General features: G+C 52.2%; 18 protein-coding genes. 7 read left to right on the top strand and 11 right to left on the bottom strand.

Annotated elements, in window-relative coordinates; genetic code table 11:
* Positions 1-143 precede the first annotated feature (143 nt).
* A complete protein-coding gene (locus MKY12_RS03230) occupies positions 144-1,127 on the top strand; it encodes a ring-cleaving dioxygenase (RefSeq protein ID WP_076078960.1) in 984 nt (327 codons plus the stop codon).
* A gap of 124 nt (positions 1,128-1,251) precedes the next feature.
* On the opposite strand, the gene MKY12_RS03225 is transcribed toward MKY12_RS03230, so the two are convergent.
* Both MKY12_RS03225 and MKY12_RS03220 read right to left on the bottom strand, forming a co-directional pair.
* Positions 1,252-1,944, bottom strand: a complete 693-nt coding sequence (locus MKY12_RS03225) for a hypothetical protein (RefSeq protein WP_339312915.1) — start codon at positions 1,942-1,944, stop codon at positions 1,252-1,254.
* Positions 1,945-2,049: 105 nt separating this feature from the next.
* Positions 2,050-2,739, bottom strand: coding sequence for a YjjG family noncanonical pyrimidine nucleotidase (locus tag MKY12_RS03220; RefSeq protein WP_339312913.1), 690 nt, complete (start codon positions 2,737-2,739; stop codon positions 2,050-2,052).
* An 85-nt stretch (positions 2,740-2,824) separates the two neighbouring features.
* Here MKY12_RS03220 and MKY12_RS03215 point away from each other — a divergent pair, with 85 nt between their 5' ends.
* Positions 2,825-3,793, top strand: a complete 969-nt coding sequence (locus MKY12_RS03215; protein ID WP_051477870.1) for an MraY family glycosyltransferase — start codon at positions 2,825-2,827, stop codon at positions 3,791-3,793.
* Positions 3,794-4,055: 262 nt separating this feature from the next.
* Here the strand turns inward: MKY12_RS03215 and MKY12_RS03210 are convergent, their stop codons facing one another.
* Positions 4,056-4,430 carry a hypothetical protein gene (locus tag MKY12_RS03210; protein WP_339312911.1) on the bottom strand — a complete coding sequence of 125 codons (375 nt, stop codon included), beginning with the start codon at positions 4,428-4,430 and terminating at the stop codon, positions 4,056-4,058.
* 111 nt (positions 4,431-4,541) lie between these two features.
* Entirely contained in the window at positions 4,542-5,063 is a 522-nt protein-coding gene (locus MKY12_RS03205) for a mismatch-specific DNA-glycosylase (protein WP_339312910.1), read from the bottom strand.
* 57 nt (positions 5,064-5,120) lie between these two features.
* On the opposite strand from MKY12_RS03205, the gene MKY12_RS03200 reads away from it, so the two are divergent.
* On the top strand, positions 5,121-5,327 hold the full coding sequence (locus tag MKY12_RS03200) for a hypothetical protein (RefSeq protein WP_339312909.1): 207 nt from the start codon (positions 5,121-5,123) through the stop codon (positions 5,325-5,327).
* Positions 5,328-5,349: 22 nt separating this feature from the next.
* Here MKY12_RS03200 and MKY12_RS03195 read toward each other — a convergent pair whose 3' ends face one another.
* From MKY12_RS03195 to MKY12_RS03175, 5 genes are all read right to left on the bottom strand, one after another.
* Positions 5,350-7,380 carry a hypothetical protein gene (locus MKY12_RS03195; RefSeq protein ID WP_339312907.1) on the bottom strand — a complete coding sequence of 677 codons (2,031 nt, stop codon included), beginning with the start codon at positions 7,378-7,380 and terminating at the stop codon, positions 5,350-5,352.
* Positions 7,334-8,236, bottom strand: a complete 903-nt coding sequence (locus tag MKY12_RS03190; protein WP_339312906.1) for an ABC transporter ATP-binding protein — start codon at positions 8,234-8,236, stop codon at positions 7,334-7,336. The genes MKY12_RS03195 and MKY12_RS03190 overlap by 47 nt, the downstream gene beginning before the upstream one ends.
* Entirely contained in the window at positions 8,229-8,618 is a 390-nt protein-coding gene (locus MKY12_RS03185) for a GntR family transcriptional regulator (protein ID WP_339312904.1), read from the bottom strand. Before MKY12_RS03185 ends, MKY12_RS03190 begins: the two co-directional genes overlap by 8 nt.
* A gap of 65 nt (positions 8,619-8,683) precedes the next feature.
* The gene (locus MKY12_RS03180; RefSeq protein ID WP_339312903.1) at positions 8,684-9,124 is read right to left on the bottom strand and encodes a hypothetical protein; all 441 of its coding nucleotides are present in this window, start codon (positions 9,122-9,124) and stop codon (positions 8,684-8,686) included.
* A gap of 52 nt (positions 9,125-9,176) precedes the next feature.
* Entirely contained in the window at positions 9,177-10,331 is a 1,155-nt protein-coding gene (locus tag MKY12_RS03175) for a polysaccharide deacetylase family protein (protein ID WP_339312901.1), read from the bottom strand.
* Between the two features lie 499 nt (positions 10,332-10,830).
* On the opposite strand from MKY12_RS03175, the gene qoxA reads away from it, so the two are divergent.
* From qoxA to qoxD, 4 genes are read left to right on the top strand one after another with little or no spacing between them, the layout of a single operon-like run.
* Positions 10,831-11,847, top strand: a complete 1,017-nt coding sequence (gene qoxA / locus MKY12_RS03170) for a cytochrome aa3 quinol oxidase subunit II (protein ID WP_076078945.1) — start codon at positions 10,831-10,833, stop codon at positions 11,845-11,847.
* Between the two features lie 44 nt (positions 11,848-11,891).
* Positions 11,892-13,841: a cytochrome aa3 quinol oxidase subunit I gene (gene qoxB, locus MKY12_RS03165; RefSeq protein WP_036731445.1), complete on the top strand. Its 1,950-nt coding sequence runs from the start codon at positions 11,892-11,894 to the stop codon at positions 13,839-13,841.
* Positions 13,838-14,434 carry a cytochrome aa3 quinol oxidase subunit III gene (gene qoxC, locus MKY12_RS03160; protein WP_036693560.1) on the top strand — a complete coding sequence of 199 codons (597 nt, stop codon included), beginning with the start codon at positions 13,838-13,840 and terminating at the stop codon, positions 14,432-14,434. The genes qoxB and qoxC overlap by 4 nt, the downstream gene beginning before the upstream one ends.
* Before the next feature lies 1 nt (position 14,435).
* On the top strand, positions 14,436-14,729 hold the full coding sequence (gene qoxD / locus MKY12_RS03155) for a cytochrome aa3 quinol oxidase subunit IV (RefSeq protein ID WP_036731442.1): 294 nt from the start codon (positions 14,436-14,438) through the stop codon (positions 14,727-14,729).
* Positions 14,730-14,854: 125 nt separating this feature from the next.
* Here qoxD and MKY12_RS03150 read toward each other — a convergent pair whose 3' ends face one another.
* Positions 14,855-15,985: a hypothetical protein gene (locus tag MKY12_RS03150; RefSeq protein ID WP_339312900.1), complete on the bottom strand. Its 1,131-nt coding sequence runs from the start codon at positions 15,983-15,985 to the stop codon at positions 14,855-14,857.
* A 122-nt stretch (positions 15,986-16,107) separates the two neighbouring features.
* Entirely contained in the window at positions 16,108-17,817 is a 1,710-nt protein-coding gene (locus MKY12_RS03145) for a methyl-accepting chemotaxis protein (RefSeq protein WP_339312899.1), read from the bottom strand.
* Positions 17,818-17,842 lie beyond the last annotated feature (25 nt).

Below are 17,842 nucleotides of genomic sequence, written 5' to 3'. Positions count from 1 at the left end.
CCGCTTTCCTGAATAATAAATACCATCCTTGAAATACACCTTGCAAAATTACTCATTTACTATTAAAATTATAGTAACTTAATATTAATAAGTAATTTGCGGCTTTTATATAACCAACAACCTAAATTTCAGGAGGTATTCCCATGAGTTTAACATTAAAAGGACTTCACCATGTATCCGCCATTACCGCCAAAGCGCCGGAAAACTACAAATTCTATACAGAAGTGCTCGGACTCCGCTTGATCAAGAAGACCGTCAACCAGGATGACGTATCTGTCTATCACCTGTTCTACGGGGATGAGACCGGGAATCCCGGCACGGAGCTTACCTTCTTCGAGCTGCCTAACGCAGGGCGTAACCGCGACGGCAACAACAGCATCTCCGCACTCTCCCTGCGTGTACCCGGGGATGATGCCCTGCTCTTCTGGACACAGCGCTTCACCGTGCTGGGCGTAGAGCATGAAGAAATCACCGAACGCGGCGGCCGCAAAACGCTGGCCTTCACCGACCATGAGGGCCAGCGCCTCATCCTCGTCTCAGATGAGCATAACGAGGGCATGCCCGGCGGCAAGCCGTGGGCCAAGAGCCCGGTTCCTGCCGAGTATGCCATTGTCGGGCTGGGACCGGCACATCTGACCGTCGAGACCGCTGAGCATACGGCACTGATTCTGGAGGACCTGCTCGGCTTCCGCCGCGCAGGCAATTATCCTTCTCCAGTCGCGGGCCAGCCGGATATTATCGTGTTCGAGACTGGTGAAGGCGGCTCTGGTACGGAGATCCATCTGGAGGAACGCAGCGATCTTCCGCAGGAGCGCCTGGGACGGGGCGGCGTGCATCATGTAGCCTTCCGTGTCGATAACGAAGAGGAGCTGAAGCAGTGGATTGAACGCATCCGCAGCGTACAGCTCCCGAATTCGGGCTTTGTGGACCGCTTCTACTTCCGCTCCCTGTACTTCCGCGAGCCGAACGGTATTCTGTTCGAGCTGGCAACGGACGGACCGGGCTTCGCCACAGATGAGGAAGTCGAGCATCTGGGCGAAGCGCTGGCCCTGCCGCCGTTCCTGGAAGCAAAGCGTGAACAGATTGAGGCCCACCTGAAGCCGCTGGATACCCGCCCGCAAGTCTGATCATATTACCTTGGTGAATTAGCCTTGGCGAATAGCACATGAAGAAACTCCGGCTGACTTACAAGCCGGAGTTTCTTTTTAGGTTAGCCAAGCCTGCATAGCAGCTTAACTGTACTGGCTCAGATCAGCTCTCCGACCAGGTGATCGTGAAGAGGTTGAAGCCGGGCCGGGCCGTGGAAGCTTTGCCTGTAATGGATACAGGACTTGTCCCGCCGAGTCTGCCCGAAATTTTTACATTGCTGGCGGATACCGACTCCGAGGCATTATCCAGATTTTTAATCCGCGCATATTCACTGTACACGAAGCCCATGATCTCCAGTGTCTCCTGCGTTGAATACGTGAACGCTACCTTCTTCTGGCCGTTAGCATCCGTATCCAGAGTGATCGCAATCAGGGCGTCCTGGGGAATCGGAAAATCCTTAGGCAGATTAACCGGTCTGGCCGTTCCCTCCACTACAGGAGCAGGAGTTGTATTCCCCCCGCTGGTAGAGGTTCCCGGTGCAGGAGTCGGAGCAGGAATATTTGCGCTGCCTTCTCCAATTCTCACTTTATAGTTGACCGAGTCATAATTGATAGGCACCTTCAGCACCGTGGCGATCGATTGGACCGGCAGGTAGGTGAGACCTTCATAGGTAATTGGAGTCAGGGTTTTGCCGTTGCCGTCTTTCATCCAAAAAGGATTACCATCCACCACAATACCCAGGCTATGGTTCAGATAAGCCTTAATCTGCTGCAGCTTGGTGCCCGCATACACTCCTGCCGAGCCTGTTACCGTCATGCCGGTGACCACCGCGGCAATCAGCCATTTTTTTCTCATAATATCCTCTCCCGTATGTTGTTGTTAAAAAAGTAGAAACTTTGCGTCCCTATATATTTAACACGGAAGCGAAACTTTCAACCTGCCTGCCGCCGTTTATTCCGCTTAAGCGCGGTTGACGATCTCCACCAGCTCGTCCAGACTGCGGATTTCATAGGTAGGAAGGATCTCAGGATCACCGGGCTTGCCCAGCGGATTGAACCAGCATGTATCGATGCCGTAATTGTTCCCGCCCCGGATATCCGAGGTCAGGGAGTCCCCGACAATCAGCACCTTGCGTCTATCGGACAGCTTAAGCTTAGCAAAAGCATAATCAAAAATCCCCGTCTCCGGCTTCTGGTAGCCCGTCTCCTCCGATACAATAACCGCCTCGAATACCTCGCTTAGCGGGGAACCCTTAATCCGGGCATGCTGCACATCGCTGATTCCGTTCGTAATCACTGCCAGCCGGCACCCGGCAAGCTCACCGCAGAGCTCGGCAGCCCCCTGAATCAGGAAGGTACCCTCCCCGAGAAAGCGCAGGTACGCTTCACTGAATTCCTCCGGCTTGAACGTGAGCTGACGGGCGGCAAACAGCCGGTTGAACCGCTCCACCCGCAGGGCGGCAGAGGTGATCTTCCCTTGCTCGAAATCCTTCCATAAGGCATGGTTAATCTCCTGGTAGCTGGCCGCATACTCCTGCGCGCCTGTCGGCAGCCCGAAGTGGGCAAAGGCATGGCTCAAGGCGTGGTTCTCGGCCATTCCATAATCAAACAGTGTATCATCAGCATCAAATAGGATACATTCGTATTTCATCTTTTCCTCCATCTCGCTTATGTAGTTCGACAACATACATCCTTCTGCGATATAATCTGGGATAGGCCTTAAAAAAATCAACGGGGTGATTGTCATTTTATACGGTTTAGCTTTTCTCGTGTCATTTTTTATCGTTTATCTGCTGATTCCTCCTCTGGGCAGGCTCGCTTTCCGGCTGGATTTCGTGGACAGGCCGAGGGAAGATGTTGAACGCAAAATCCATAGGGAACCCATCCCGCTAACGGCAAGCTATGCCATATTCGTAGGTTTTTTCATTACATATCTGCTCTTCGCACGTGAATTCACCCTGGAGACGCTCGCCCTGTTCATTGGCGGTGTGCTTCTGCTGACTATAGGAACCATCGATGACTGGTACAAAACCAAAGGCAAGGATTTCCCGGCCCTGCCCAAATTCATCGTACAGATTGCCGCCGCCGTTCTGGTGTTCTTTTCGGGCAATGCGTTTACCGGCTTCATTAATCCGTTCTCAGGTGATTATATCTCACTGCCGTTCATTTTGCAGTTCCTGCTGACGATCATCTGGATCTTCGGCGTCACTACGGTCATTAATTTCTCGGACGGTATGGACGGTCTGGCCGGCGGACTTACAGCGATCTCAGCAGTAACCCTATTCGTAGTCGCACTTACGATGGGCCAATCTACTTCTGCCTACATGGCAATTTCGCTGATCGGGGTTACGCTGGCGTACTTGCGCTTCAACAAGGCTCCGGCCAAAATCTTCATGGGCGATGCCGGCGCCACCTTCCTCGGCTTCATTCTGGCAGTGATTGCGCTGGACGGCGCCTTCAAGCAGGCCACGGTGTTGTCGCTGTTCATTCCGATTCTCGCGCTGGGCGTGCCGATCTTCGACAATATTTTTGTCGTCATCCGGCGCTTCCTGAAGGGACAAGCCATCTATCAGGCGGACGCCACTCAGGTTCATTACCGTCTGCTCAAGGCTGGTCTGAACCAGAGACAGGTGGTCGGCGTGCTCTATCTGGCCAGCATTTGCCTCTCCCTGTCGTCCATCATCCTGCTATTGATTCAGACGTAGGTAGGCCGAAAATATGAAAAGGGCTGTTCCCAAAAGTCATGAAATGGCTAATTGGGGCAGCCTTTTTAGTTTTGGTTGGAGGCTGCGTGAACGGAATTGGTTACTTGGGAAAACCTTTTACTTTTGAGCAGGATCAACGCAGGCGCTTAGGTGGACGCTCCGCGAACGGACCGTTATTCCACATGAGATGGTTACTTGGGCGTTTACTTGTGAGCAGGATCAGCGTAGGCGCTTGGGTGGACGCTCCACGAACGGACCGTTGTTACAATCGCTGTTGTCTCCAGATTTTATTTATTTCCCTAATCGGTAAAAATCCGGAGACAAAGGCGAACGCTATCGCTTTTCCGCGGGTCGTTCCGTCCACTCCGCTGTTTAAGCGGGACACGAAATAAAGACCCTGCCTACGCAAGCTCGCGCCTTGGCGCCTGCCCAATGTGGTGGGTTTTTCGCCTATATTTGGTCCACGTGTCTCCGTACTGCCCAATGTGGTCGGTTTTTCGCCTATATCTGGTCCACGCGCCTCCGTACTGCCCAATGTGGTCGGTTTTTCGCCTACATTTGGTCCACGCGCCTCCGTACTGCCCAATGTTGTCGGTTTTTCGCCTATATTTGGTCCACGTGTCTCCGTACTGCCCAATGTGGTCGGTTTTCCGCATACATTGGGCCCGCACACCCCCATCCGTCCCTATTGTGTTCGGTTTTTAACATACATCGATCACACGCGCCCATAAGACGGATATCTCCGGCCTTAAGGCCCCTGCTCCTCCGTGAAGTCACGCAGCTGCGAGTAGATGCCGATGATCTCTGGCATCGGCATGCGGACCAGGCCGCTGGAGGAAGGGGCGACGAACTCGCGGACTCCGTCCACCACCGGAGCAATGCCTTCCTGGAAGCCCCAGGAGGCTGTAGTTCTGCGGCTGAATTCTGTGTACACGCCCTTGCCGACAAAGCAGGCAATCTCCGGGCGGTATTCCTCCAGCTTGGCCCGCAGGAACTCGCGGCCTTTGGTGTACTCCTCCCGGGTGATATCTTCAGCACCTACGGTGGGCCGGGCAACGATGTTGGTGAAGCCGTACCCCAGCTTCAGCAGCTCCCCGTCCTCGGAGGCCTCGTATAACCGCGGCGTCAGCCCGGACTTATGCAGTATGCGCCAGAAATTATTACGCGGATTGGCATAATGATGACCCAGCTCCCCGGATCGGATGCTGGGGTTGAACCCGATGAAGACAATCTGGAGTCCGTGATCCAGATGATCCCGTACCTCTTCCATGTTCGTTTCCTCCTTACACAGTCCGCATTATTTTGCAGACCCTAATCTAATATACCCATGCTTTGGACGCAGGTACACCTGAAGCAGAAAGCAGAGGACATAACACTGGCACTGGTACTGGTACTGGTACTGGCACTGGCACTGGCACTGGCACTGGTACTGGCACTGGCACTGGCACTAGCTCTGGCTTCCCGCTCCAACATAAAAATCCCCCGCTCAGGATTTGAATCCGTTAACGGGGGGAGGGGGAAACAGACTGTCTAGTTACTGTAACAGATTACTCTGGCTAAGGAAGAAGAGCCTTCAGCGCCGGAGACATCTCCTGCTCATCCAGCGAAATATAACTAGATGAATTATTCTTATATACTATCTTCACCGCATATGCTCCCTCTCTGCGGTTGAAATTGCGGCGATGCTCCAGAATACCGTTAATGAGCGTCTTGTCTGTGACCATGACCGCCCGTTTCTCGCTGCGGGCTAACTCCAGACGGGTCTCGGGATCATACATCAGCCCGGGTGGCAGCTTACTGTGATTCATATCTATGAACATCTCGGCAGACCGGACGTCCGCCGCAGTAATCCGGACTTTATCCGCATATCCCTTCTGTTCCAGCCAAGCCCCCAATTCATGATAGGACGGGTACCAGTCATAAGTGAAATACGCATGATTTCCATACTTATCCGGCTTTTGAATAACGCGGATAGACGCCCGTGACCGCTGATCCGAAACCTGATCCTCGTAGGACATATTCAGCACTTCACGGATTAGGATGTCCTTGAACTCCTTCACCTCCTGCGGATCAGAAATACTGAAGGCCTTGTCCAGATTACTCATATGGATACTCTCTGCGTTCTTGTTCATCTGGGATATCCGGTATCGCACACGTTTGTAGTCCACATGTCCCATGACCGCCTTCAGCTCCGGCTCGAAGCCCACTGACGGAACCATATAGGTCCGCATCAGCATCCCTCCGCTCTTAAGCTGGTATGATAGCGTGAAACGGTGGCGAGAGAGATATACAGAATCCCACATGGTATTGCTCTGTCCCGGCTTCGCCGTTACGACAGCATGATGCAGTGCGGTTACAGCTTCAATATATTTCGGGTCCTTGGAATAGATATCAGCCTCCTCCGCAGGTGCAGTATTCGGAGCGTTGTACGGGCGTTCCATCAGGTCTTCATAATTGCCTCCGGCGAATACCGCACTCACCTTATCGTTCGCTGGAACCCGAGTCTCATATCCGGTCAAGCCGGATACAGGAACATAGAGCAGCAAGCCAAGCAGGATGCTGTATACTGCCAATTCAAGCGGCAGCTTGCGGTTCAGGATATGCCAGGTTTTGCGGAGAAGCATCTCTACTACGATGTAGCCGATAATTCCTCCGGCGACGACACTGCCGATGATCCAGCCCGTTCCCTGCTTAATACTGCCGAAGTAGCTGAGCACAAGCAGCATACTGCAGAGCATTACTCCGGCTTTGAACAGCGGATCGAAATAAGTGAAGGCCATCGCCTGTCCAGCCTTCTCACTGTGGCGCTTACAGTACAGCACGAAGGAGAGCGTTAAGAAGGCTGCGGACAGAAGAGCATACACCCACAGCTCTGTTTGGCCAAAAGGCTTGAAGGACATATCTGCAATCCGCAGGATCGGTGCCCATTCCGTCATATCTGCCCGCGCCCCCATCCCGCCAGGGTATCCATACAAATATCTGTTCAGATGCATATCTATAAACATTAGAATTGCCGCAGGGAGGACTAACAGAATGATAATCACCACACCCTGCAGGACGGTCTGCCCCACACATATCCCCACAAAAACAGTGAAGGCAAACAAGAACAGGGTCAGCACAGTAAGGGTCAGGCACCATTGCCAGACCTCCGCCCCCTGATAGATATACATATTGCCCTCCAGCGGGCGGACCAGCATCGTAACCACACTTGTAATCCAGATGGGCGGCAGCAGCAGAAGCAGACCGCTCAGCGTATAGGAAGACAGCAGATGCGAGCGGCGCAGCGGGAGGCTGTGCATCAGATCGGAGGAGCCTTTGGACTGCAGATAACGGGACAGAAACAACCCGGTGATGATCGGAAAAGGAATAAGGATTACCGGAAAGTCCATGCCAAGATCGAATAGTCCGTCTAATACGACAGGCTCCTTAAGCCGGTCACTCTCAATGAACAGTTGCAGCGGGAGTATGAATAAGAGCGCCAGTGTGTACAAAATTCCGATCCAGCCATGCTGGCGCAGGTTCTGGCGGATAATGCTGCTGTTAAAGAATAATCGGCTGCGCGTCATAACCGGCATCCCCCATTTCATAAATAAAGATTTCCTCCAGCGTCAGCGGCAGCAGATCAAACACATAGGGCTCGTAGACATGAAAAGCCTGGCTGATCCGCTCCCGGTCCCCTTTTACAATATACAGGCTGACACTTCCCCGCTGCTCCCGGTGGAGAATCTGCAGCTTGGCATCCAGTGCGGCCGCATGGCGTTCGTCGCGGAAAGCCACCTGAATCTTATGCGTGTCCGCCTTCAGATCATCCAGATCCTTCTCGACCAGCATCCGTCCCTCATGCATAATGCCGACATGGTCGCATAAATCCTCAATCTCCCGCAGGTTATGCGAGGAGATCAGCACCGTCAGCTCCCGCTCGGCGACTTCCTGGAACAGCAGATTCTTGATCTGGCGGCGCATCACCGGGTCCAGTCCATCGATCGGCTCGTCCATAATCAGCGCATCCGGCTTGCAGCTAAGCGCCAGCAGGAAGGCGGCCTGCCGCTGCATCCCTTTGGAGAAGCGGCTGAGCCTTCGCCGGGGATCGAGCCGGAACACTGTTACCAGCTCCTCGTATCTTTTTTGACTCCACCCTGTATAGATCGAGCGGTAGAATTCCGCCATACTCTTCAATGTGGCCTGCGGGAAGAAATACGGGCTGTCCGGCATGAAGAACAGACTGCGCTTCACCTCCGGTGATTCATAGATTGGCTGCCCGCCTACCTTGACACTCCCTATATCCGGGCGATAGATGCCCGCAAGCATCTTAAGAAGCGTGGTTTTGCCTGCCCCGTTAGATCCCAGCAATCCGTAGATGGCCCCTTTGGGTACCGTCAACGAGAGGCCGTTCACAGCCTTTTCCTCCTGAAAAATCTTACTTACTCCGCGTATCTCAATCATGGCTGCTCTCCTCTTTTCTCATATCCAGCGCCTGGCGGTACAGGGAACTGATCTCCGTCTCCGTGAACCCAAGGTAGACTGCTTCTGCCATTAGCCGCAGCAGCTCTTCCTTCAGCTCTGCCCGCTTGCTCTCACTTTGGCCCTGCTCCAGCGCAGCTACGAAGTTGCCCTTGCCCTGCAGCGAATAGATATAACCCTCGCGCTCCAGCTCCCTGTAGGCCTTCTGGATCGTATTGGGATTCACGGTAAGCTGCGAGGATAACGCCCGCACCGAGGGCAGCTGTTCATCCGCCCGCAGAATACCATGCATAATCAACTCTTTCACCTTGTCGGTCAGCTGCTCATAGATCGGCTTGCGGCTGCGTACATCCAACTCGAACATGACAGTCCTCCTTTCATCTGATACTCCGGCTGCTGTATCATAGTGTATTAACTGTACTACTATTATTAATACAGTTGAGGGTTATTGTCAATCATTAACTTAAAATCCGCTAATCCAGGACAGCCACATTCCCTGGCAAGGCCCGAACCCCCCAGGCATACTGAAGCGTTAATCTTGATGTACCGGCGGTGATGCGTGACGACACGAACCCGGATTGTTGAACTTTGTGCAGGATTTCCGCCAGAATGACGTCCAGCAGCAGACAATGTTGCATTTTTTGCAGCATTTTCGTCACGCAGGTACCTATGGAGCACCGATTGTTGAACTTTGTGCAGGATTTCCGTCAGAATGACACCCAGCAGCAGATATTGTTGCATTTTTAGCAGGATTCCAGCTGTTTCAGGTTTGGCTGCCGGACGGCCTGCCTCCTGCCTCTTTTCACCAGTTTCCTTTTGTATAATGGGTTTCTTCCAGTACTCCTCAGTCCAATACAGCAAAAAGAGCAAGCCGGCGGGCCTCCCCGCAGCTTGCTCTTATATGTTCAAATTACCTTTTGGATCAGCGTTTATCCTTCCAGAAATTGAGCGGCTCCATATCCTTCGTAATGAGCTTGAAGGTATAACCTTCCTTCTTCAGCTTCTCCAGAATACGCGGCAGCACCTTGAGTGTAGCCTTCTGGTCATGCATCAGAATGACCGGATTGGTCTTGGATGCCTTCAGCTTATTCACCTGATCCATCACAGTGTTATAGATTCTGTCACTGTTCTGTTTGTATTTCCAGTCATAGGAATCCACGTTCCAGTCCCAGAGATGATAGCCCTGCGTCAGGACTTTATCGCGGAAGGACTTGGTGAAATACGGCTTGCTTCCGTATGGCGTACGGATCAAGGTGGTGCTGGCTCCCGTCAGCTTCTTCAATGTCGCATTGGCCCCCGACATCTCGGCTAGCGCCGCTGCCGGCGAAGCATAGAACTTCTCCTGGCGGTGGGTCACGCCATGCAGCGCTAAGCCATGGCCTTCTTTCGCAGTCCGCTTCACCTGGGCGGGATGCTGATTCATGTTGTTCCCCAGCATGAAGAAGGTTGCCTGTACGTCGTATTTACGCAGGATGTCCAGCAGGTCGCCAGTCGTGGCTGACGGGCCATCGTCGAAGGTCAGGTATACGGTCCGGCCCGGCTTGCCCGGCTCAGTTGGTGTAACCGGAGTGGCAGGATTCGTTGGAGCTACCGGAGCCTTCGGCTTCAGCTCGGCAGCATATTTATCGGTGAAGGCTGCATCGGTAAGCTGCGCCGAGCCGTCCTTCACACGAAGTAAATATTTATCTCCCGCATAGGAAATGCTATACCCGAGGTAACCGCTGAGCTTCAGCGGAGCCATGAGTTTGCCGTCCTGTACGAAAGTGCTCATAGGCACGGTAGTACCATCCTTCAGCACCGCACCTCCGTCCTTGCTCAGCAGGGTAAGCGAACCTGTCCCGCCGGCTACGTGAATCCCGTCCGTCAGGCCGGTAAGGGTCCATTTCAGCTCATCCGCAAGCGCGCGCAGCGGTACATAATAGGTGCCTTTTACGGATACAGCTTCAACCTTGCTTAATTTATCGTTGACTCCGAGTTTAAGAATAGTGCTATCACCTTTAGCGTTAGCCGGGACCTGCACAAGCCCCATAATTAGGAATAAAGACATGAATAAGAGCAGAATTTTCTTGATGCGCACAGCAGCAGTCTCCAATCTATGTATATTTGTCTATCACTTTATCATATATACTTTCAACGTAATTTGAGAGATTGTAACCGCAAGCTAAGAAATTGTTACTCTTATGCAATGATAAATGAGGGTTCGCCATTATTTTCAGAAAGCACGCAATTCTCGTCGAATGCTGTCACAGCAGGCGTTACACGGTTAAATCAGCGGTTTTTGGCACAGAATAATTGTGACAAATTTAATAACAATATCGGAATTTTGAACAAAAATTGAACAACCTTAAAATTAGCTAAAGTGCGCCACTACAGTGATCTTTATCATACCCTTAGGGAGTTGTAACAATTTGATCACACATATTTAACTTGTTCGCCATTTTTAAGGTCTATTTTATATATTTATACAAAATATGTATTTTGCATTATGGGTAAGTAGTTCTTACTATAGATACAGATCAATGTACTTCCGTTAATGAACGGCGAATGAAAAGTAGTATTGAAGGAAGGAGTTCTATATGAAAAAAAAGGGACCGTTATACGCTCTGTTTCTAAGCCTGATCCTTCTCCTGCCGGGATGCAGCTCAATCGCTGTTCTGAACCCGAAGGGGCCGTCTGCCAGAACGTTATCTGACACCATTATCCTCTCAATTATTGTAATGCTTGGTGTTCTGGCAGTTGTCTACATCCTATACATCTTTGTATTGGTGAAATACCGTGCGAAGAAGAGTAATGAGGGTTACATTCCAAAGCACGAGGAAGGCAATGTAGTCCTTGAGGCGATCTGGATTATTATCCCGATCATTATCGTAGCCTTCCTGTCTGTTGTAACCGTCAAGACGACAAACGAAGTGGAGAATGTGGCTGCGGATTATAAAGATCAGACTCCGCTGGTCATCTATGCTTCCTCCTCCAACTGGAAATGGCATTTCAGCTACCCTGAGGAAGGGATCGAGACGGTGAACTACGTGAATATGCCGGTGCATCGTGCGGTAGAATTCAGAATGTACTCATTCGGCACCATTACCAGTCTTTGGATTCCACAGCTTGCCGGTCAAAAGTACGCCATGAGCGACATGCTGACAACGCTTCATCTCTCCGCTGATACGGAAGGCTCTTATATCGGAAAGAATGCTAACTTCAGCGGTAAAGGCTTCGCCCACATGGAATTCGAAGCACTTGTTCTGAGTAACAAAGGTTACGAGGACTGGGTGAAGGAAGTGAAGGAAACTGCACCTAAGCTGACGGAGGAAGAATTCAAAGGCCTGCTGGCCACGGATTACCTCGGACGCAAAACGTATTCCTCCACCCATCTGGAGTTCAGCCCTCCTCCGGGAAATCACGGAGATCATATGAGCGGCGGCGGCAAGGAAATGGATATGGACAACGGCAATCCGGAGCATCAGGATAACAAGGAAATTCATCCGTCTCCCGAGCCGTCCAGCGGAACGGAATTCGACAGCAAGCCTGATCCGGAAGTCGATCAGCCGCTGCCAAGCTCTCCTGTGGATGAAAGCACACATGAAGGACACTAGCTCTCTTACGAGCTTAATGCAACACACTGAAAGGAGCTACCCTAATGGATTTGGACAAATTTAAGGTTCACGGCGAACCCTTGATATACGGGGCCATGATCAGTATTGCACTGGCAACCATCGGGATTCTCGTAGGGCTTACCTATTTCAAGAAATGGGGCTATCTGTGGCGCGAATGGCTGACCACGGTTGACCACAAAAAAATCGGGATTATGTACATCCTCGCGGCGCTGCTGATGCTGTTCCGCGGCGGTGTAGATGCGATGATGATGCGTCTGCAGACGGCTGCGCCGGAAATGAAATTCCTCGATGCGCAGCATTACAATGAGGTCTTCACCACCCATGGTCTGATCATGATTCTCTTCATGGCCATGCCTTTTATCATCGGTCTGATGAACGTAATCATTCCGCTGCAGATCGGCGCACGGGACGTTGCCTTCCCGCGGCTGAACGCCGTCAGCTTCTGGCTCTTCTTCATGGGCGCCATGCTGCTGAACATTTCCTTCGTCATCGGCGGCTCGCCGGATGCGGGCTGGTCAGCCTACTTCCCGCTGGCGAGTCTTGAGTTCAGCCCGACCGTAGGGAACAACTATTACTCTCTGGCCCTGCAAATATCCGGTATCGGTACGCTGATCACCGGGGTTAACTTTATCGTAACGATTCTCAAAATGCGCGCACCAGGCATGACGCTGATGAAGATGCCGATGTTCACCTGGTCCGTACTTATCACCAACGTTATCATTGTCTTCGCCTTCCCGGTTCTTACCGTAGCGCTGGCGATGATGATGTTCGACCGCCTCTTCGGCTCCCAGTTCTTCACGATGGCCAACGGCGGGATGGATATGCTCTGGGCCAACCTGTTCTGGGTCTGGGGACATCCGGAGGTCTATATCGTTATCCTTCCGGCCTTCGGTATTTATAGTGAGATTATCGCCACCTTCTCGAAGAAGAACCTGTACGGCTATACCTCCATGGTATTCAGTATGCTGATCATCTCGCTCCTGTCCTTCCTTGTATGGGCGCACCATTTCTATACAATGGGTCAAGGTGCCATGGTCAACAGCTTCTTCTCAATCACAACGATGGCCATAGCAGTACCTACCGGGGTCAAAATATTCAACTGGCTATTCACCCTGCGAAAGGGCAGGATTACCTTCACGACCCCGATGCTGTACACACTGGCCTTTATCCCGATCTTCACGATCGGCGGGGTAACGGGCGTCATGCTGGCAATGGCCAGCGCCGATTACCAGTATCACAACACGATGTTCCTGGTGGCGCATTTCCACTACGTGCTGATTCCGGGTGCCGTGTTCGCCGTCATCGCCGGCTTCCACTATTGGTTCCCGAAAGTGTTCGGCTTCCGCCTGAACGAACGGCTGGGCAAGCATGCCTTCTGGTGGATCATCATTTCCTTTAACGTAACCTTCTTCCCAATGTTCTTCCTGGGACTGATGGGAATGACACGCCGTCTGTATACTTATTCTAAGGAATCAGGCTTTGGTCCGCTCAATATGCTGAGCTTCGTCGGGGCCGTCGGACTCGCGATCGGCTTCGTGATCCTGGTCTACAATATTTACTGGAGTACCCGTTACATGCCGAGAGATACAACCAACGATCCTTGGGATGGCCGGACGCTCGAATGGGCTACACACAGCCCGATCCCGCTCTACAACTTTGCGATTGTGCCTAAGGTTGAGACGCGCGATGCTCTATGGTCTGCGAAGCACGATAATATTCCGCTGTACACAGAGACCAAATACACCAAGATTCATATGCCTAGCAACACCGGCAAGCCGTTCATATTGGGTGTAGTCTTCTTCTTCCTCGGCTTCTTCCTGGTCTTCAGCATGTGGATTCCGGCGATTGTCTCGGGGATTGGAATCCTGGTTGTGCTGGCCTTCATGTCCTTCGATAAGGACCAGGGCTACTACATTCCTGTAGAAGAGATTGCAGCTACAGAAAAGAAACTGATGCGGGGTGAGACTGTATGAAAATAGATGCGTCCAAGCCGCTCGAATATTCAACGGAAGAGAACAGTAACAAGATCTTCGGCTTCTGGGTCTTTCTCGGAGCCGAGATCCCTCTCTTCGCTACGCTGTTCACTGTATATTTCGTAATGGTTAACCGCTATGCCAGCGGACCAAGCGGCAGCGAGCTGTTCGAGATCGGCCCGGTGCTGATGGAGACCTTCCTCCTGCTGTCGAGCTCCTTCACCATCGGTCTGGCTGTCCATGCCATGCGGCACGGCTACAAGAAAGCCATGATGGTCTTCATGGCGATTACGCTGGTGATGGGTCTGGCTTTTGTCGGTATTGAAATCGACGAGTTCTTCACTTATGTACATGAAGGAGCTACGCTGCAGACCAGCGGCTTCCTCTCCAGTCTGTTCATACTACTGGGAACGCATGGTCTTCACGTCAGCTTCGGTCTGCTGTGGGGAATTGGCATTATGATTCAGCTGTGGAAGCGCGGCATTACTCCCGCTACCGCCAATAAAACGTTCATCTTCTCCTTGTTCTGGCACTTCTTAGACGTGGTCTGGATCTTTATCTTCAGCTTCGTCTACCTGAAAGGACTGATGTGACATGATGAAGCAACTATTCCCTATTAAGCATGTGATGGGTTATGTAGCCTCTCTGGTCCTCTCTGCCGCTGCACTGATTGTAATTTACGGAGACCTGTCCTCCAGTGCCAATATGGTGGTGCTGCTGGTTACAGCGCTGATCCAGGCCTCCTTGCAGCTGTTTGTGTTCATGCACATCGGAGAATCGGCCGATTCCAAAAAAGAACTGTATATCAACATCGCATACGCCATGTTCGTGGCTCTGGTCACCATCTTCGGCACCCTGTTCATCTTCGTATGGGGCTGGTATGCTTAGCATGTAAGAAGCAGAGGAGCATTATGCTCCTTCTAGGAATCTATAATAAAAGCGGTCCGTATCCGGTAGATTTACCGGTGCGGACCGCTTTTTTGAATTTTAAAGATTGCCATCATGTTGTTGTTCTACTTTAACTGGACTATACTGCTGCTGCTCCCGCTGTCATCCCGCTCTGTATACGCAAGCTGCTTGCCCGAGGGGCTCCATGAGGTGGTCATCGTTCCATTGCTCTCCGCAATCTGGACGGACTTGTCAGAAGACAGATCGTAGACATATAAGGTATTATTCGTTGTCCCGTTCTCCTCAATAGTTACACTATAGGCAATCAGCCGCTGATCCGGGGACCAGGAGACGGCCCCAAGCTCGGCGCCTTCCACCAGGGTCCGCGGATTCTTACCGTCTGTGCCGCTGAGCAGCAGCGACTGGGTGGTCTCCTTATATTGCAGGATCAGCATTTGTTCTTCGTCAGGTGAAGGGATTACGCTGCTGGTACCCGGAATATTCAAGTCAGCCTTCACCTTAGTATTCAGGTCCAAGCTATGCAGGGAGTCCTTCGAATTACTGGTGTAATAGATCTTATCCTTGATTTGTCTTACAACAATCAGACCTTCCCCGCCCAGTCCCTCCACCGGGGCAATCTTCATTGAGGTAGCCGTCGCTGTGTAAGCACCGCCGCTGTATGCAGGACCCACTACCGTATCCTTATCCGCCCACTCGGCCCCCATCGCTCCGGCAATGGCATCGCCCTTGATGGTGAAGGTCTTCTTGGACCCCAGGTCCATTACATTGTAGACTGGATCACCCAGGGAGAATTCACTATAGAGCAGAAACAACTGATCGGCGGACAGTTTGGCATCCCCCAGCATCATGTTCGCCTTCTCTGTAATCAATTCGTATTCACCGGTATCCGGATGGAAGAAATACAGGCTCTGCGGATAGGAACCCTTCAGCTCTCCTGAGCTGATCGGCCCCAGCTTATCGTTCTGCTTGGACACGACAACGGTTCTGTCGTCCTTCCAGTCGGAAATTGCTATTTTCTCATACTGTTTACTTTCCCCTACCGTTACCCCAGCAGCTTCAGCAGGTGCCGGTGTAACCTTTGGCCCTTCCGTAGGCTGGGCAGAAGCTTCTACAGGAGCCGCTGTTGGCTGTGGGCTGGGGCTAACCGCCGGAGCACTAGCCTGATTCGAGCTACAAGCTGCAAGTGTCATTAACAAGGCTGGAACTATCGCCAGCTTCCATGTTCGAGTGTTCATTATAGAGACCGCCTCCTTGAGATTAATAATAATACGTTCAAAAGCCCGGCTCCGCCGAAGATACCCGGGAATCTCCAGGGTTCCTCGGCCGAATCGGGCCGGGCTGATATCTATTATAGCCGTTACAGCCGGAACCGGGCCAGATGCTTCTGCAGGTCCTCGGCCAGGGTAGCCAGATACTGAGCAGAGGAGGACATCTCTCCCATCGCGGTCAGCTGCTCCAGGCTTGCTTCACTGGTGCCCTGAACGTCTGCGGCGCCTTTGCGTGAGATTTCATTCACCGTTGACATGGATCTGGCCACTTCCTCGGATTCCTGCGCGACATGGCCGATGACCTCTGTGATCTGCTCTGTCTGCTCACTGGCAGCCTTAATGGAGGTCTGGATCGCCGTAAAGGCTTCGGATACCACCTCACTCTGTGCTACACCGTGAGAGACAATCCCGGAGCCTTGCTCCATCGATTCTACGGCACTGGCGGTCTGCTGACGGATATGGTTAATGATCTCTGTAATCTGCAGCGAGCTTGTTCCGGTAGCTTCCGCCAGCTTGCGGATCTCACCGGCAACTACAGCGAAGCCACGGCCATGCTCGCCCGCCCGGGCGGCTTCGATGGAAGCATTCAGGGACAACAGATTGGTCTGGGTCGCAATCTCATTAATGGTTGTAATGATGGTGTTAATCTCTTCGGACAGGCTACCCAGGTTGCCGACAATCTGGCGGCTCGCCGAGACACTGGAGTCAATCTCCCGCATCTGGGCCAGAATCTGTTCTACTGCGTCTACACCGCGTTCCGTGGAGGAGGCAGCCTGCTCCATCAGGCGGGACATTTCTTGTCCGCTATACCGGGCTTCGGCAATCTCATAGGACATCGTCCGCACAGACTGTGTAGTAAGGGTAATGCTCTCCGCCTGCACATCGAATCCGGCTGCGATCTCGCCTGAGGTCTCAGCTATCATCTGTGAGGCGTGCGCGGTCTGGTCGGCACTGGCGCTCATCTGCTGGGAGGAGGCCGAGAGAATCTCGGCGCTCTCCGAGACGCCGCGCATCATATTTTTCAACCCGTCCAGCATGGTATTAAACGATGTATTAATCTGGCCGATCTCATCCTTGGACCGGTAAGCGGCAGAGGCCGTCAGGTCCCCTTCTTCCGCCCGCTTCATCAGCCCCTGCAATTCCTTCAGCGGCCCTGTAATCAATCTGGTGATGATCACACTCAGGACAATACTGAGCAGCAAGGCCAGCGCAATCAGAACGCTGCTTAACGTAACAGAGCTCTTGGCACTGTCAGCCGTCCGTGTATTATGGGCAGACGCATCCTGAATGAATAACGTCGCTGTCTCTTCTAGCAGCCGGACCATTTTGTCACGCAGCTCATTAAAGGTCCGGCCCGTGTACACCTGATATCCTTCATCGTTAAGGTCGTTATCGGCCAGATGGATAATATTATCACGCTGTGAGCGGTAATCCGGCAGCAGCAGGGTATATTCGTTCACATAAGCTGCAATCTTGTCATTGTTGAATTCAATCTTCCTCAGTTCGGCCATCAGCTCATTGTTTGTCTGGATATTCTCCTGAATTCTCGCCTTCAGCTCCTGCTTCTTCGCGTCATCCGTTGTAATCAGATCCTCCAGCAGAAAAGACTCAATCGCCCGGTTATTCCCGCGGATCTCCGTTACGAAATAAATCGGCTGCAGGTTCTGCCTGTATGTCTCTTCAGACCTCTCAGCCATTCTGGTTGTCGTCAGGATACCCGTTGTTCCGATCCCGATTAGTAGTAGAATAACCACTGCGATCAGTACAATCATTTTATGCTTAATCTTCAGATGTCTCATTTCCTGTTATCCCGCCTTCTCGATA

The organism is Paenibacillus sp. FSL M7-0896 (assembly GCF_037975415.1).
In the GTDB taxonomy this organism is placed as follows: domain Bacteria; phylum Bacillota; class Bacilli; order Paenibacillales; family Paenibacillaceae; genus Paenibacillus_AQ; species Paenibacillus_AQ silagei.
This window is presented reverse-complemented; position numbering and strand designations above follow the sequence as displayed.

What these genes read in the sequence shown, in the direction of transcription:
- MKY12_RS03230 (WP_076078960.1), top strand. Translation starts at nt 144, where the DNA reads ATGAGTTTAACATTAAAAGGACTTCACCATGTATCCGCCATTACCGCC.
- MKY12_RS03225 (WP_339312915.1), bottom strand. Translation starts at nt 1,944, where the DNA reads ATGAGAAAAAAATGGCTGATTGCCGCGGTGGTCACCGGCATGACGGTA.
- MKY12_RS03220 (WP_339312913.1), bottom strand. Translation starts at nt 2,739, where the DNA reads ATGAAATACGAATGTATCCTATTTGATGCTGATGATACACTGTTTGAT.
- MKY12_RS03205 (WP_339312910.1), bottom strand. Translation starts at nt 5,063, where the DNA reads ATGGAAGAGGTACGGGATCATCTGGATCACGGACTCCAGATTGTCTTC.
- MKY12_RS03200 (WP_339312909.1), top strand. Translation starts at nt 5,121, where the DNA reads ATGCTTTGGACGCAGGTACACCTGAAGCAGAAAGCAGAGGACATAACA.
- MKY12_RS03195 (WP_339312907.1), bottom strand. Translation starts at nt 7,380, where the DNA reads ATGAAATGGGGGATGCCGGTTATGACGCGCAGCCGATTATTCTTTAAC.
- MKY12_RS03190 (WP_339312906.1), bottom strand. Translation starts at nt 8,236, where the DNA reads ATGATTGAGATACGCGGAGTAAGTAAGATTTTTCAGGAGGAAAAGGCT.
- MKY12_RS03185 (WP_339312904.1), bottom strand. Translation starts at nt 8,618, where the DNA reads ATGTTCGAGTTGGATGTACGCAGCCGCAAGCCGATCTATGAGCAGCTG.
- qoxA (WP_076078945.1), top strand. Translation starts at nt 10,831, where the DNA reads ATGAAAAAAAAGGGACCGTTATACGCTCTGTTTCTAAGCCTGATCCTT.
- qoxB (WP_036731445.1), top strand. Translation starts at nt 11,892, where the DNA reads ATGGATTTGGACAAATTTAAGGTTCACGGCGAACCCTTGATATACGGG.
- qoxC (WP_036693560.1), top strand. Translation starts at nt 13,838, where the DNA reads ATGAAAATAGATGCGTCCAAGCCGCTCGAATATTCAACGGAAGAGAAC.
- qoxD (WP_036731442.1), top strand. Translation starts at nt 14,436, where the DNA reads ATGATGAAGCAACTATTCCCTATTAAGCATGTGATGGGTTATGTAGCC.
- MKY12_RS03150 (WP_339312900.1), bottom strand. Translation starts at nt 15,985, where the DNA reads ATGAACACTCGAACATGGAAGCTGGCGATAGTTCCAGCCTTGTTAATG.
- MKY12_RS03145 (WP_339312899.1), bottom strand. Translation starts at nt 17,817, where the DNA reads ATGAGACATCTGAAGATTAAGCATAAAATGATTGTACTGATCGCAGTG.